The organism is Kutzneria viridogrisea DSM 43870 (assembly GCF_000525635.1).
GTDB lineage: Bacteria > Actinomycetota > Actinomycetes > Mycobacteriales > Pseudonocardiaceae > Kutzneria > Kutzneria viridogrisea.
In genome coordinates this window covers 3,239,982-3,255,016 of sequence record NZ_CP007155.1, presented here as the reverse complement: position 1 = coordinate 3,255,016, position 15,035 = coordinate 3,239,982, and the positions used below count along the sequence as shown (strand labels likewise).

The following is a 15,035-nucleotide window of genomic DNA, read 5'->3' as shown; positions in this document are numbered from 1 at the left end:
TCCTGGGATCGGTAGGCGGTTCGGCGGCCCCAGTCTGGTCGCGCGATGACCGAGACGCAGCGAGGAGCGAGCCGTGTACCGAACGCAGAAACCGTCCATCCGCCGCCGCGCCGGGCTGTCGCTGCTACTCCTCCCGCCACTGCTGTTCTGCTTCCTGTTCTTCGGCCTGTCCTACCTCGTCGCGCCCGAGCCTGACATCACCGTCCAGACCGGCATCGGATCAGCCACAGTGGACGGACGCGATCTCGTGCTGGTGCCCTACGAGCGGCATGGCCCGCGCGGCATGTTCCAGTTGATGACCGAGGACATGTTCCAGGTAAGGCTGGCCGCCACGGATCCGGCCACCGGCAAGGTGCGCTGGGACACCCAGTTGTCCGACCGACTGGTCTGGGAGGCGACGGTGTTGGCCGCGGGACAGCGCTACGCCTACCTCGCCACCGACTCCGGACTGGCCATTGTGGACATTCGTGACGGGTCGATCGCCGCCAGGGGCGACGGGGTGGCGGGCCTGGGCGGTTCCTTCGTTGCCAAGCGCTCGGCCTACGGGTACGACGCGCGGCGCCACCGGGTGGTGGCGATGAACGCCGACGGCACCATCCTGGCCATCCCGCTGGACACCTTGGTGGCGAAGCCGACCGAGGAGGACGCCACCACCTGGGCGAGCGCCCTGGCCCCCGACCGTGCGCGGATCACCTCGCCGGGGGCCACGGCCTCGCAGGCAACCCTGGGCTCCGGCGAACGCGTCGAGGTGCGGGCACGGCCAGCAGGCGCGCCCGGGCGCGTGCTGGTCCGCGTCACGGCTGACGGCCGGGCGATCCCGATCGGTGGCGCCGTGTTCCAGCAGGCGGCTGTCGTGGTCGACGGGCCGCGGGCGGTCGGAGACGGCGCCGGGAGCGTGCTGGTCGCGCACAACCGTTCCGTGAACGACACCGGTGCCGCGCTCAGCGCCGTCTCACTCGCGACCGGGGCGGTGACCGGCTCGCTCACCGTGGATTCCGCGCCCGCCAAGGCAATCGCGCTGCCCGGGGGAGGAACAGTGTTGGCAACGCGGGAAACCCTGGTCGTGCTCGGCGCTGACGGCCACCTCACGGCCTCGCGCATCGGGGCGACGGACTTCTTCGGCAACCCCACCTGAGGCTCGGGGTCTTGGCACCGGCGTGTGCACCCCAGGTCCGGGCTGACCGCTGGCACGAGTTCGTGTTGACCTTCGCGGGCTGATCAGCCTGCCAGCGCGGCCCGTACCCGCTCGACCGTATTGAAATCCCCGGCCCCGAACCGGTTCTTGGTGACGGCGAAGGTCCGGCCCGTCGCGGGGTCGAACTCGGCGTGGCTGCCGTTGGCGCCCGACCAGCCCAGGGCGCCGCCGATCACCGCGTAGCCGAGCGCGAGCCGCGCCGGGTTGCCGAAGACCTGGTCGGTGCCCTCGATGGCGACGGCACTGACCAGGTCCAGGGTCTCCGGCGTGAGTAGCCGCACGCCGTCCACCTCGCCCAGCAGCGCGGCGTACATGCGCGCGATGCCCCGCGCGGTGACGGTGCCGCCCGCGGGCACGTTGGCGGAGAGGAAGTCGGTGCGGTTGTACAGTTCCGCGCTCGGTTGCAGCGCGGGCGGCGCCGCCTTGAACAGCAGCGGCATGGCCTCGGTCAGCTGCCGGATCGTCGCCTCGTCCATCGGCGGACCGCCCGGCACCAGCCTGGCCAGGCGGGCCTGCTCGGCCGGTGGCACGGCGAAGTACAGCTCCTGGGACAGCCCGAGCGGGGCGGCGACCTCCTCCAGCAGCACCTGGTCGATCGGCTTGCCCGTGCCGCGCCGCACCAGCTCGCCCGCCAGGTAGCCGAAGGTGATGGCGTGGTAGCCCGTCCGGGTGCCGGGCTCCCACCACGGCTCCGCGTCGGCGAGGACCTCGCACATTCGCGCCCAGTCGGCCAGGTCCTCGGGCGTGGTGTCCGCGGGCAGCCCGGGAACGCCCACCGCGTGGGTGAGCACGTGCCGCACGGTCGCGGCCTGCTTGCCGTGCGCGCCGAACTCCGGCCACAGCTCGGTGACCGGCGTGTCGTAGCCGAAGACCCCGCGCTGCACCAGGATGTGCAGCACGGTGGCGGTCATGCCCTTGCCCGTCGAGGTGCTGAAGATCGGGGTGTCCGGGGTCATCGCCCGCCCGGTGGCCGGGTCGGCCAGACCGGCCACCGCGTCGACCACCAGCTCGCCGTGCTCGTAGACGGCCACCTGCACGCCGGTCTCCACGCCCTCGGCGACCAACTCGTCGATCGTGTCCTGAACGCTCATGTCAGGTCAGACCCGCGCGGCCACCGGAACTCATCGTTCAGGCCGTGGCGTTGGAGGTGCGCAGGAAGCGGACCAGGTCCTCGGTGCCGTAGCCGAGCAGCCGCGCGCGGTAGGAGGCCATCAGCAGGAGCTGGCCGACTATGGTGGCGCCGAACCCGTCCCGTCCGTCGGTGGACCACTCCCAGAGCTTCTCGATGCCCAGGTCGGTCATGGTGATGCCGTGCTCGTCGAGCACCTCCTTGCAGACCTCGGCCACGGCGTCCAGCAGGGTGTCGGCGGTCCGGGTGCAGCGCAGCCCGAACAGGCCGTCGCAGTCGAAGGGCTCGCAACCCGGCGGGGGCGCGGCCTTGATCGGTTCGAAGCGTGGGTCGGTGAACCTGGGCTCCGGCCGGTCGTAGGTGACCGCCAGCACCATGAACTCGTGTTGTCCCGCCACGGCCTGCTCCCTGCTGTCTGCCAGCGAGCATGGCACAAGCGGCGCGGAGGCGCGGGACGGTGGCGCCTCCGCGCCAGAGCGGGACTCGCGGCCCCCTGGGCGGGACTCACGGGCCCCAGAGCGGGACTCGCGGGTGGGTTAGCGGGGTTCGAGCAGGAAGACGCGGATCGTGCGGTGGCTGGCCCGGTCGGCGTAGGCGTCGTAGGCGGGCCAGTACTCGGCCACCTGCTGCCAGACCCGCTCACGCTCGGCTCCTGCCAGCAGCCGCCCGCGCACCGGCACCGCCCGGCCGCCGACCGAGGCCTCCGCCTCCGGCTTGGCCAGCAGGTTCGCCGACCACGCCGGGTGCTTCTCCCCGCCCCAGTTGGAGCCGATCACCACGTAGCCCCCGCCGTGCTCCACGTAGAGCAGCGGGACCTGGCGCGGCTGGCCGCTGCTGCGACCGGTGGTGGTCAGCAGCAGGGTGCGCAGACCCACGGCGTTGCCCACGCCGAACCGGCCACCGCTCAGCCGCAGCAGCGCGCGGTCCAGCGGCACCACGACCTTGCCGAACACGGCGAAGCCCTTGGTCTTGCCCACACCCGAGAACAGTCCTCGCAAGCCAGCCATGCCCGCAGCCTACCGAGCAGTAGCCAGGGACACGGCGAAGCGCCCCTCGGTGTCGGTCCACCAGTGCGCGAGCTCGAAACCGGCCTCGGCCAGCTCCTGCTCCACCCGCTCGCGGCGGAACTTCGCGGAGACCTCGGTGCGCAGCTCCTCACCGGCGGCGAACCGCACCTCCACCCCGGCACCGGGCAGCCCGACCGTCATGGCGCGGGTGGCCCGCAGCCGCATCTCGATCCACTCCTGCTCGGCGTCCCACACCGCCACGTGCTCGAACGCCTCGGGCTCGAAGTCGGCGTCCAGCTCGCGGTTGACCACCCGCAGCACGTTGCGGTTGAACTCCGCGGTCACGCCCTGCGCGTCGTCGTAGGCCTCGACCAGCACCTGCCGGTCCTTGACCAGGTCGGTGCCCAGCAGCAGCCACTCCCCCGGCCCCAGCAGCTCACGCACCGCGCCGAAGAACTTGCCGCGCTCGCCGGGCAGCAGGTTGCCGATCGTGCCGCCGAGGAAGGCCACCAGCCGGGGCTCGTCCCCGGGCAGCAGCGAGAGGTGCTCGGTGAAGTCCCCGGCCACCCCGTGCACCAGCAGCCCGGGGTACTGCTCGACGATGGACCGCGCGGCGGCGCTCAGCGCGCTGATCGACACGTCCATGGGCACGAACTTCTTCAGCGTGCCGCCCGCGAGCAGCGCGTCCAGCAGCGCGCGGGTCTTCTCCGAGGAGCCCGAGCCCAGTTCCACCAGGGTCGCCGCCCCGGTGACCGCGGCGATCTCCGGGGCCCTGGCCAGCAGCACCTCGCGCTCGGCCCGCGTCGGGTAGTACTCGGGCAGCTCCGTGATGCGCTCGAACAGCTCGCTGCCGGTGGCGTCGTAGAACCACTTGGGCGGCAGGGTCTTGCGGGGCCCCGACAGCCCGGCCCTGACGTCGGCGCGCAGGGCACGCGCCATGTGGTCGGCGCTGAGGTGGTTGTCCAGCACGGGATTGGTCATCAGTCCTGCCGTCCTGTGTCCGGTGCGTCCAGTGGCCTTATGTCCACAGTGGACGTCGTGGCGATCACGATGCTGCGGTCGGGAACGGCGACCCAGGTGGGGTCGTCATCGGTGGGTTCGGAGGCGACGGTGACCGCCCCCGCCGAAGGCCGCACCGACAGCGCGTGCGACCAGGTCGTGGCGACGAGCAGTTCCTCGTTGCCCAGCAACAGGTTCAGCCGTGATCCGGGGGCGGCTGCGGCCACCTCCAGCAGCACGGCGGCAATGGCGTCCACCGGGCCCTGCCCGGCGCGCAGCCGGTGGCGCACCAGCGCCCAGAGCAGGGCCGCGTCGGTGGGCGCGTCCAGGGTGAGCAGGTCGGCCACCGGCAGCCGCTGCGCGAGCAGCTCCACCGAGGTCGGCCAGCCGCGGACCACCCCGTTGTGGCTGAACAGCCAGCGGCCCTCGGTGAACGGGGCGCAGGCCGTCTCCACCACCGGCATGCCGACGGTGGCCGAGCGCACGGCGGCGACCACGGCGGTGGCCGACACCGCCCCCGCCAGGCTGGCGAAGGCCGTGTCGGACCACATCGTGGCCGCGGACCGGTAGCGGACCGGCTCACCACTGTCCCCGGTGAACCAGCCCGCCCCGAACCCGTCGGCGTTGATCGTCCCGCCGCGGCGCATGTCCCGAGGAGCCCACGACTGGCGCAGCAGCGAGTGCGGCGGGTCGAGCAGCAGCTCGGACAAGGGCACGGCGGGGCCCAGGTAACCCAGGTGGCGGCACACCGGGACTAGTGCCCCAGCCCCGGGTCGGCGTCACGGGCACACCGGAACCCGGCGAAGATCTGCCGCCGGATCGGGTGGTCCCAGTTGCGGAAGGTGCCGCGCACCGCCGCCTCGTCGGTGCCGAAGGAGCCACCGCGCAGCATCTTGTAGTCCCCGCCGAAGAACACCTCCGAGTACTCCCGGTACGGGAACGCCCGGAAACCCGGGTACGGCCGGAAGTCGGAGCTGGTCCACTCCCAGACGTCCCCGATCAGCTGGCGCACCCCCAGCGGGGAGGCGCCCAGCGGGTACGCGCCGACCGGGGCCGGGCGCAGGTGGCGCTGGCCGAGGTTGGCGTGCTCCGGGGTCGGGTCCTCGTCACCCCACGGGAAGCGCCGGGACCGGCCGGTGGCCGGGTCGAAGCGGGCCGCCTTCTCCCACTCCGCCTCGGTGGGCAGCCGCTTGCCCGCCCAGGCCGCGAACGCCGCCGCCTCGTGGTAGCAGACGTGCACCACCGGCTCGTCCACCGGGACCGGCTCCACCACCCCGAACCGGGTGCGCAGCCAGCCGCCGTCGCTGTCGCGGTGCCAGAAGCGCGGCGCGACCAGGCCCGCGCCCTGCCGGTGGGACCAGCCGATCTCGCTCCACAGCTCCGGGCGCTCGTAGCCGCCGTCGGCGATGAACGCCAGGTACGCCCCGTTGCTGACCGGGGTCGTGTCGATGTGGAACGCCTCGACCAGCACCTGGTGGGAGGGCCGCTCGTTGTCCAGCGCCCAGGGCTCGGCGTCGGTGCCCATGGTGAACGGGCCGCCGGGCACCAGCACCTCGGCGGGCAGCCGGTCACCGGGCGCGGCCGGTGGCGGTGGTGCGTGCAGCACCGGCGAGCCCACCCGCAGCTGGTGGGTGGCCAGCATCGTCTCGTCGTGCTGCTGCTCGTGCTGGGCGATCATGCCGAAGGCGAACCCGTTGTCCAGCAACGGCCTGCCCTCCAGCGGGGTGCGCTCCAGCACGTCGAGCACCTTGTCGCGGACCTCGCGCACGTAGCCGCGGGCCTGCGCCGGGTCGAGCAGCGGCAGTGCGGGGCGGTCGGCCCTGGCGTGTTGGAAGGCGTCGTAGAGCTCGTCGATGTCGCAGCGCACCGGCTCCCGGCCGCCGACGTCGCGCACCAGCCAGAGCTCCTCCTGGTTGCCGATGTGGGCCAGGTCCCACACCAGCGGGGACATCAGCTTGGAGTGCTGGCGCACCAGGTCCTCGTCGTCCACCGAGTCGGTCAGCAGCACGCTGCGGGCCCGGGAGCGTTCCAGCGCCTGCGCGATGTGCTCGCGCAGCTTCTCCTCGGTGGTCAGGTCGAACGTCGTCACCGCAGGTCACCTCCGTGCGGGGCAGGGACGGCAGCCAGTCGCCGGTCCAGGCTGCGGGTCACCTCGTCGTGCAAGTCAGTGGGCAGGCCGAGCCGGGGCAACGACCGCAGCCCCAGGTCCAGCACCGCACGGGCGGCCCCGGCGACCCTCGGGTCGGCCGTGCCGACCCGGGCCGCGTGCAGCCAGCGCCCGACGGCGGGCTGCGCGGCGGCCAGCGCCTCGTCCACCACCCGCTCGTCCTCGAACAGGGCGATGAGCAGCGCCACCGGGGCCATCCAGTCCTGGGGCGGCTGCGAGTCCAGGTAGCGGACCTCGAAGTAGCCCCGTGGCCGGATCGGGGTGAACATCGTGCTCAGGTGGTAGTCCATGTCCTCGGTGGTCGGCACGCCCGGCAGCGCGCCGCCGATCCACTCCGCGAAGGTCACCCTGGGCGGGGCGGTCCAGTCCGGGCCGCCGTGGCGCCAGCAGATCAGCGGGGTGTCCAGCACCCTGGCGGCCCACTCGGCCGCCGGGTCCCCGCTGACCGCCCCGCGCCGGGTGCGCGCGGGCTCGGTGCCCAGGACCGCACGCGTGCGCGCGGACACCCACGGGGTGGACCGCCCGCCCAGTCGCGCGGAGTTGGCGAACACCGCCAGCAGCACCGGCCCCAGTGCGTGCAGCGCCGCCCACCGGGTGGCCACCCGGTCGCGCTCGCCCATGTCCAGGCAGACCTGGAGCCCGGCGGTGCTGCACATCATGGTGATGCCGTCGCTGCCGAACCGGTCGAACCTGGCCTGCATCGCCGCGTAGCGCGGGGTGTTCAGCACCCTGCGCGGCGGGCGGTGCGCGTCGGTGCCGCCCGGGCCCAGTTCCAGGCCGGCGGCGGTGAGCAGTTCGGTGAGGTGGGAGATGTCGGAGGAGGTGGAGACGAGCAGGTCGGTCGCGTTGGACCGCGGTGGACTGGAGATCTCCACCTGGCCACCTGGCTCAACGGTGACAGGGGAACCACCGCGAAGCGGCAGGTTCGGGCTGTCTTGTCGGAGCGTGGCCGGGGCGTGTGGCCCCAATGCAGTTGTCAGGATCTCGGCCGTGATGGGCCGACATCGGTCATCACTGTGGTGCACCGTCCACTCGATCTCGGTGCCGACAGCTCTCGGTGGCCCGTGCTTGAAGCACACCGAGGCCACGTACGCCTCGGCGCTGGCACGGTCCCGGAGTAAGTCGGGAGCCGGATCGGTGGCGGTCGCCTCACTCAGTGTGGTCACTTTCGCCACCCCTTGTAGTCGAATCGCCGTGCGACCGACGCTACACGCGGGGTCTGACAAGTGCACCGCGAAGAACGGGTGACGAACCGCTTACGAACGCTTCCCTGACGACTCGACGGCGTACCGCAGCAGGACGACGCCGTTGCCGAAGACCCGGGTGCCGAGCAGCCGGAGGTCCGTCCTGTCCGCACCTGGTCGGAACAGCGGCCTGCCGCGGCCGAGCAGGACGGGGTGCACGTAGACCCGGTACTCGTCGACCAGGCCGTGCGCGCGGAAGGACGCACCGAGATCCGCCCCGCCGACCACCATGTCACCGCCCGGCAGCGCCTTGAGTTCCTGGACCTGTGCCACGTCGAGCTCGCGCAGGATCGTGGTGTTCCAGTCGGCGTGCCGCAGGGTCCGCGAGTACACGTACTTGGGCATGTTCCGCCAGATGCGCGCGAACTCCGCCTCCGGAGCGCTTGCCGCCGGGTCCTCGTCGGCGGTCGGCCAGTACGCGGCCATCAGCTCGTGGGTGACCCGCCCGTCCAGGAAGGCGCTCATCGCGGCGAGTTCCTCGTTGAAGTGGCCGTGCAGCTCCTCGTCGACCAGGTGCCAGTCCAGTTCGCGGTCCGGCCCCTCGAAGAAGCCGTCCAGCGAGACCGAGCTCATCACGATGACGCGCCGCATCCCCGCAGGCTAGCCCTAACCGACCCCGAGCACCCGTTCGAAGGCCGCGATCGCCTCCTCGGAGGTGCCGACGAACTGCGCCTTCATCGAACGGCCACCGATGTTGACGATCAGCTCACCGGTCCCGTCCTGACCGGGGGGCAACAGGTAGGCGCTGTCGGTGCCGGGGATCTGCGTCTGCTGGATGCCCGGGATGTCCGAACCGATGTCGACCGCCGGGATGACGCCCACCAGCAACTGCCACTGCCCCTTCAGGTAGACGCACACCACCGAGCCCGGCATCTTCTTCTCCAGCAACGGTTCTCTGCCGTCGAAGGTGCCGAAGAACGGGTCGGTGGGGCAGTCTGCCGGGAGCACGCCCTTGCGCTGGCCAGCGGTTGTGGTGGCGGTTGTGCTGGCGGTCTGCGGGGTTGTCGTCGACCGCGTCGGCAGCGCCCCGGACTGGCTCGCGGGCTTGAGGCTGGTGACGGCGAAGAACCCGCCGAGCAGCACACCCGCCGCGACCAGGCCCGCGACGGCGAGCTTGGCGCCGAGCCCGAACCCCGCCTTGGCCGCCGTCGTGGCGGGAACGGCGGGGGTACCCGTGACGGGCGCCTGGCTCGCGGCGCTGGCCGTGCCGCTGACCTGGACCGTGCCGAGGTGGCCGAGCAGCGAGGCGGTCTGCTGGGCCAGCGCGGCCTGCGCGGTGTTGCCCAGCTCGGTCCAGAGCGCGACCGCCGTCGCGATGGCCGCCGCCGCGACGACCCGCTTGCCGGTGACCAGCGCGTGCACCCCGCCCTCGTGGGTCAGGTAGGCCAGGGTCGCGCGGTCCCCGGCCAGCTCCGCGGCGGCCCGGCCCCGGTCGAGGATCTGCTCCCAGGCGCCCAGCCGCGCGGAGCAGGCCGCGACCGGGGCGAGGGCCCTGGCCAGCAGCGCGCCGAGATCGGGGCGGCCCAGCCGGACCGAGGCGTCGATGCAGCCGGTGATCAGCGTGGCGTTCGCGGCGATCAGCGCGGGCGGCAGTTGGCGGCAGCACTCGCGCAGCCGCCCGACGATCCACTCCAGCTGGCCGATGCCGCCCACCAGGTCCGCACGCACACCGGGCGCGAGCCCCCAGCCCCGCTCGGACACGAGGACCACGCCGTGCGCGGTCACCTCGCCGAGCGTGGCGTTGAGCAGACCCGGGTCGCTGACGAGCCAGGGCACCAGCGCCTCCGACACAGGCGCGTCGGCCAGTGCCAGCACCGACACGAGTTCGCGGGCCGGTGCGGTCAACCCAGCGAGCACTCGCGGCAGGAGCTCCGCCAACTCGGCGGCCAGGGGCAGCACGAGTGCGCCGTCCGGACCTGGTCGGGCGCTCGCGGCGGCGCGGAGCAGCAGCAACGGCGAGCCGTCCGCGGCACGCCACAACTGAGCGAGGTCAAGCAGTTCGTGCTCGGCGAGCGAGCGGTTCAGCACGGCGCCCAGCAGTGCGCAGGCCGGTTCCCAAGCCAGGCCGGACAGTTCCTGCGCGTACCCGTCCGTCCACAGTGCACGCCGTACCGAGGTGAAGGCCACTGCCGCGTCGGGGATCCCGTCGAGCAGTTCCTCGCGCTGCTCGGCCGTCAGCTCCAGGTCGTCGACCAGCACCAGGACGTCCACACCGGACATGAGCCGCCGCAACTCCACAGTGGACGGTTGGTAGCCCGCGGTGTCGTAGCACGCCTCGAACACGTCCTGGAGCAGGTCCGGCACACCCCGGTGGGCCGCCGACAGGAACACCACGGACCGGCCTAATCCAGCGATGTCCCCTGCGGCGTAACGGAAAAGCGTGCTCTTGCCCACGCCGGGCGGGCCGTGCAACTGCACCAGCCGAGCTGCCTGCAACGCCCCGCGCAGCGCATCCAGGTCCTGTTCCCGGCCGATCGGCCGCGCGGGATGGCGTGGCAGCAAGCTGATCGCCGGGCGGCGCACCGGCTGTGGGCGCTGCGCGGGCAGTGTCAGGCTGACCACCGACTGCTCCGCCCACACCGTGATGTTGTGGTCCCCCACCACGAGTTGGCCGACCACGTCCCCGCCGACGTGCACGTCCACCGGGATCAGCCGAGCCTGCGGGTGAACTCGGCGGCCAACTGCTCCCCGCCCGCCGCGACCAGCTTGGCCACCACCGGCCCCAGCACGACCTTGTTCAGCGCGCCGAGGAACTGCGGGAGCCTGCGCCGGAACCAGCCCTGCACGTGTTCCACGGTGGGCAGGTCCACCTCGCCCCCGGTGAGGGCCTCGTCGAGTTCGTCGATCTTCTGCGCGGCCGCGGGGACCAGTGCCCGCAGCTCGGCCAGTTCGGTACGCAGCCGGGCGAGGTCCTGCTCGGTCACCGGCTCCGAGGAGCGGACCTGGACGTTGTTGTCACCAACGCTGACCTGACCGCTCACGTCCCCGCCGATGTGCACGTGGTACCCGCCGTGCCCGTGGGTCATCTTCGCTCCTGTGGCAGCACAGCCGGAGATTTGTCCCCCACAGGTTCGGGGCCGCATTTGTCCCCGTTAGCCGGGTGCGTCGAGGTCCACCCGTCCGGACCAGTGCGGGGCGGCCGATCGGGCCCGGCCGCCCCGCGTTCCGGTCAGCCCGCCGAGGCGTTGGACTTGGCGGTCAGCCTGGTGCTGGTGGTGGACGCGCCCTTGATGGCGCTCTCGATCTGCGCCATGGTCGAGCTCGCGCTCAGACCGGGCACCGTGGCGGTGTTCAGCGCGTACAGGGTGAAGCTGTACGGGTGCGAGGAACCGCCGGGACACGGGCCGAAGAACTTCTGCGCGTCGGCCCCGCTGCCCATGGCCTTCTGCTTGGCCCCGCCGCCACCGGGCACGGAGTAGCCCGCGCCGAGCCCCTCGGGCAGCGAGCCGGTGGCCGCCGGGATGTCCCAGATCGCCCAGTGCAGCTTGTTGCCGTTGTTCGCGGTGTCGGCGAACACGATGGCGTAGCCCTTGGCACCGGCCGAGGCGCCCCAGGTCAGCGGCGGCGAGGTGTCCTGCCCGGCCTTGCCGTCACCGGCGCAGGTGTACTTGGCGGGCACGGTGGCCCCCTCGCCGAACGCGGGGCTGCTCAGCTTGAACGCACCGGGCGTGTTGCCGCCGGGGAACTTCAGCCGCACGATCACGTTGTCCAGGGTGCTCGGGCTGCCGCCGTTCTTGTCGTCGTTGGTGGAGGACAGCCACAGGCCGCCGTCCGGGGTCCTCACCACCGTGCGCAGGCGGCCCCACTTGCCCGCGAACACCGACTTGGGCGTGTCCGTGCCGGTACCCGAGGAGTTGATCTTCGCCACGTACAGCCGCTCACCGGTCACCGCGGCCACGTAGATCCAGTCGTTGACGATCTCGATGGCGCTGGGCCCGCCCTGCGAGGTGGACCAGGTCTGCTTGGGCGCCACGTAGCCAGCGCAGTTGCCCTGCGTGCCCTCGCAGCTGGGCCAGCCGAAGTTGCCGCCCTTCTGGATCAGGTTCAGCTCGTCCTGGCTGTTCTCGCCGAACTCGGTCTCCCACAGCTGGCCCCGGGAGTCCCAGGCCAGTCCCTGCGGGTTGCGGTGGCCCATGCTCCACACGTACCGGGCGTTGCCCCCGCTGGAGTAGAACGGGTTGTCGGTGGGCGCGGAGCCGTCCGGGTTGAGCCGCAGCACCTTGCCGTTGAGCGAGTTCTTGTTCTGCGCGTTGGCGCTGTTCTTGGCGTCACCTGCGGTGGCGTAGAGCTTGCCGTCCGGCCCGAAGCGCAGCCGCCCGCCGTTGTGGTACCGGTTCTTGGCGATGCCGGTGAGCACCGGCGTGCTGGTGGTGGACAGCTTGCCGTTGTCGTAGGTCATCTTCACGATGCGGTTGTCATCGGCGGCGGTGTGGTCGACGTAGATGGTGTGGTCGGTGGCGAAGTGCGGGGAGACCGCCAGCCCCATCACGCCGCCCTCGCCGTTGGTGGTCACCGCCCCGGGCACCTTGCCCAGCACGGTCTTCTGCCCGTCCGCGGTGACCCGCACGATCTCGAACCGGTCCCGCTCGGCCACCAGCGCCGAGCCGTCCGGCAGGAAGTCGATGCCCCAGGGCAGGTCCAGCTTGGTGATGTCCCTGTCGTACTCGGGAATGCCGCCCGCGCCGGTGCCGCCGCCGGTGGTCTTCACCGTGACCGCGTTGCTGGCGGCGGAGTTGTTGCCGTTGGGGTCGCGGGCCTTGACCGTGAAGGTGTAGTCGGTGCTGGGCGCCAGGTCGGTCACGGTGGTGTCGGTGGAGCTGGTCGACGCCACCTTGCCGCTGCCCTGGTACACGTCGTAGCCCGCGATCACGCCGCCGTCGTCGGTGGAGGCGTTCCACGCCAACGACACGCTGTTGGCCGTGACCCCGGTGCTGCGCAGGTCGCCCGGGGCGCTGGGCGGGGTCTTGTCGTTGCTGGGCGGGGTGGTGAACTGCACGACGTTGCTCTGCTGCGAGGCGTTGCCCGCGGCGTCGAAGGCGCCCACCGAGATGTCGTAGGCGGTGTTGGGCGTCAGCGTGGTGACGGTGGTGGTCAGCGTGGCGCCGTCCACGGTCTTGAGCACGTTGCCGCCGCGGTTGACCTCGTAGCGCACGACCCCGGTGTCGTCGGTGGCCGCCTGCCAGGTGAAGGTCGCGGAGTTGGGGCCGATGTCACTGACGACGAGGTTGCGCGGGGCGGTCGGCGGGGTGCTGTCCCCGGAGCCGGTGGTGACGGTGAGCTTGTCCAGGTTCGGCCCGCCCTCGGCCCCGGTGGCCGCGGCACGCACCTTGTTGGCGCCCGCCTTGAGGTTGACGGTGGTGGTGGCGACCTGCCAGTTCGTCCAGTCACCCGTTCCGGGGAAGGCCAGGTTGCTGGTGGCGGTGGTGCCGTTCACGGTGACGTCCACCGGGCGGTTGGCCCCGGTGCCGTTGGCGAAGCGGAAGTCCAGCCGGGCGCTGCCGGCCTGCGCGGAGTTCACGGTGAACTCGACGTAGCTACCGGCCACGTTGTCGTAGTTGACGAACCCGGTCCCGGAGTAGCCGGCGTGGTTGGACTCCACCACTCCCTTCGAGATCGTCGCGTTCTCTGCCTCGTACTCGGCACTGGCCGCGTGTGCGGCGGGCGCCACGGCGAAGGCCGTCGCCGCGCTGATCGCGCAGGCCAGGGCCACTCGCCATCGGGGTGGTACGGGGGATGCCACGATGCCTCCCAGCTGGGTCGCAGGGTGCGGCGGCGGAGGGATTAGGGAACTTTCCTAACCGTACGAGGAATCAGAGCATTGCCCTGGTTGCGCCGTCAAGCCCGGAAAGGCCTTGCTTTCAGTCGTCACTGAAGTCACAGTATATGATGTCCACCACGTGAGGTATGCAATCCGTACGTACGGATTGCCAGTCCACGCCCTGAGCTGCGAGGATTGTCTGATGCCCCGCGTCAGCCAGGACCACCTCGACGCCCGCCGCAGACAGATCCTCGACGGCGCGCGTTCGTGCTTCGCACGCCACGGCTACGAGGGTGCCACGGTGCGGCGACTGGAAGAAGCCACGGGCCTGTCCCGGGGCGCGATCTTCCACCACTTCCGCGACAAGGAGTCGCTGTTCCTCGCGCTGGCCGAGGACGACGCGGTGCGCATGGCCGAGGTGGTCGCCGAGCAGGGCCTGGTGCAGGTCATGCGCGACCTGCTCGGCGGACGGGGCGAGGGCGAGGAGCACCCCGCCGACTGGCTGGGCACCCGGCTGGAGGTCTCCCGGCGGCTGCGCACCGACCCGGACTTCCGGGCCCGCTGGGCCGAGCGCTCCCAGCAGCTGACCGAGGCCACCAAGGAGCGGCTGCGCCGCCAGCGGGAGGCTGGCAAGCTGCGCGACGACGTCGAGGTGGAGGTCCTGGCCGACTTCCTGGAACTGGTCCTGGAGGGCCTGGTGTCCCACCTGGCCATGGGCCTGCCCGCCGACGACCTGGAGCCGGTGCTGGACCTGGTCGAGGAGACCGTGCGCCGCCACCGCAGGACGAGCTGATCGGTCACGGCGGTCAGGCCGTGACCCCGAAGGCGCCCAGCAAGGACCTGTTGCCCTCGTCCGGGTTCCTGATCTCGCACTGGCCGGGCTCCTGGCCGAGGAGGCCGGGCTGGCGGCCAGCGACCCCGAACTCAGGATCGCGGCCGCGCAGCTCGTGCTGGACCACCTGCGGTCCCGCCCCAAGTCCAGGCAGCTCGCTGCGCATGGTCGACGAGGGAATCGGCGACTACGCGCGCCGCCAGCTGTGATCAGCACATCGTCGTGAAGGAATCATGCCACGTCACGTACTGCTGGCTGCTCCAGCCACTCACACCGGTGCTGTTGTCCGTGAGGTACACCCACAGGTCGCCACCACCCGGGCGGCTGTAGCAGTGCACCGTGACTGAGTGGTTCTGCTAGCCAAGCCCCAGCGAGGCGCACGAGGTCGAGTCCCCACTGCGAATGTTCACGCCATCACCCTGGAACCAGGCGCTGAGGCGCGCGTCGTTGGCGGGCTGCCAGCCACAGTTCGCGGGCGTGGCCGTACCGTGCGGCTGGGCAGCGGTGGCCAAGGCCTGACCACCCAGAACAGTCAGTACCGCGGTCATGATGACAAGAACTGAGAAACGCTTGGCGCGCATCAGGATCTCCCCCACTGAAGTCGAACCTCTCGTTCGTGACCTCGTGAGGAGCAAGCGCCGCAGATGGCGCGGTGGTACCACAAAAAGGTTTCTCGCACGGTGCTGTGCCCCCCTGGAGGGCAC

At 71.6% G+C, this 15,035-nt stretch carries 15 protein-coding genes; 2 read left to right on the top strand and 13 right to left on the bottom strand.

Going from position 1 to position 15,035, the window contains the following annotated elements; translation table 11 throughout:
• The first annotated feature begins 73 nt into the window (after positions 1–73).
• Complete coding sequence (locus KALB_RS14640; protein WP_025356463.1) at positions 74–1,135, top strand: PA2928 family protein; 1,062 nt, start codon at positions 74–76, stop codon at positions 1,133–1,135.
• Between the two features lie 83 nt (positions 1,136–1,218).
• Here KALB_RS14640 and KALB_RS14635 read toward each other — a convergent pair whose 3' ends face one another.
• The 11 genes from KALB_RS14635 to KALB_RS14585 all read right to left on the bottom strand — a co-directional run bounded on the left by KALB_RS14635 (position 1,219) and on the right by KALB_RS14585 (position 13,481).
• Positions 1,219–2,286, bottom strand: coding sequence for an EstA family serine hydrolase (locus KALB_RS14635; protein WP_025356462.1), 1,068 nt, complete (start codon positions 2,284–2,286; stop codon positions 1,219–1,221).
• 37 nt (positions 2,287–2,323) lie between these two features.
• On the bottom strand, positions 2,324–2,722 hold the full coding sequence (locus tag KALB_RS14630) for a hypothetical protein (protein WP_025356461.1): 399 nt from the start codon (positions 2,720–2,722) through the stop codon (positions 2,324–2,326).
• Positions 2,723–2,860: 138 nt separating this feature from the next.
• Positions 2,861–3,331, bottom strand: coding sequence for a nitroreductase family deazaflavin-dependent oxidoreductase (locus KALB_RS14625; protein ID WP_025356460.1), 471 nt, complete (start codon positions 3,329–3,331; stop codon positions 2,861–2,863).
• Between the two features lie 9 nt (positions 3,332–3,340).
• A complete protein-coding gene (egtD, locus tag KALB_RS14620; RefSeq protein WP_025356459.1) occupies positions 3,341–4,312 on the bottom strand; it encodes an L-histidine N(alpha)-methyltransferase in 972 nt (323 codons plus the stop codon).
• Complete coding sequence (gene egtC, locus KALB_RS14615) at positions 4,312–5,079, bottom strand: ergothioneine biosynthesis protein EgtC (RefSeq protein WP_025356458.1); 768 nt, start codon at positions 5,077–5,079, stop codon at positions 4,312–4,314. The genes egtD and egtC overlap by 1 nt, the downstream gene beginning before the upstream one ends.
• Positions 5,080–5,084: 5 nt before the next feature.
• Positions 5,085–6,419, bottom strand: coding sequence for an ergothioneine biosynthesis protein EgtB (gene egtB, locus KALB_RS14610; protein WP_025356457.1), 1,335 nt, complete (start codon positions 6,417–6,419; stop codon positions 5,085–5,087).
• A complete protein-coding gene (locus KALB_RS14605; protein WP_476703250.1) occupies positions 6,416–7,576 on the bottom strand; it encodes a glutamate-cysteine ligase family protein in 1,161 nt (386 codons plus the stop codon). The genes egtB and KALB_RS14605 overlap by 4 nt, the downstream gene beginning before the upstream one ends.
• 177 nt (positions 7,577–7,753) lie before the next feature.
• Positions 7,754–8,332, bottom strand: a complete 579-nt coding sequence (locus tag KALB_RS14600; RefSeq protein ID WP_025356455.1) for a dihydrofolate reductase family protein — start codon at positions 8,330–8,332, stop codon at positions 7,754–7,756.
• A gap of 15 nt (positions 8,333–8,347) precedes the next feature.
• Complete coding sequence (locus KALB_RS47590; RefSeq protein WP_025356454.1) at positions 8,348–10,384, bottom strand: ATP-binding protein; 2,037 nt, start codon at positions 10,382–10,384, stop codon at positions 8,348–8,350.
• A gap of 5 nt (positions 10,385–10,389) precedes the next feature.
• On the bottom strand, positions 10,390–10,767 hold the full coding sequence (locus KALB_RS43895) for a hypothetical protein (protein ID WP_025356453.1): 378 nt from the start codon (positions 10,765–10,767) through the stop codon (positions 10,390–10,392).
• 143 nt (positions 10,768–10,910) lie between these two features.
• Entirely contained in the window at positions 10,911–13,481 is a 2,571-nt protein-coding gene (locus KALB_RS14585) for a PQQ-dependent sugar dehydrogenase (protein ID WP_201771923.1), read from the bottom strand.
• Between the two features lie 220 nt (positions 13,482–13,701).
• Here KALB_RS14585 and KALB_RS14580 point away from each other — a divergent pair, with 220 nt between their 5' ends.
• Positions 13,702–14,292, top strand: coding sequence for a TetR/AcrR family transcriptional regulator (locus KALB_RS14580; protein WP_025356451.1), 591 nt, complete (start codon positions 13,702–13,704; stop codon positions 14,290–14,292).
• A 13-nt stretch (positions 14,293–14,305) separates the two neighbouring features.
• Here the strand turns inward: KALB_RS14580 and KALB_RS46510 are convergent, their stop codons facing one another.
• Positions 14,306–14,497, bottom strand: coding sequence for a hypothetical protein (locus KALB_RS46510; protein ID WP_148309469.1), 192 nt, complete (start codon positions 14,495–14,497; stop codon positions 14,306–14,308).
• A 190-nt stretch (positions 14,498–14,687) separates the two neighbouring features.
• Positions 14,688–14,927 carry a hypothetical protein gene (locus KALB_RS14575; protein WP_025356450.1) on the bottom strand — a complete coding sequence of 80 codons (240 nt, stop codon included), beginning with the start codon at positions 14,925–14,927 and terminating at the stop codon, positions 14,688–14,690.
• Between the last annotated feature and the right edge of the window lie 108 nt (positions 14,928–15,035).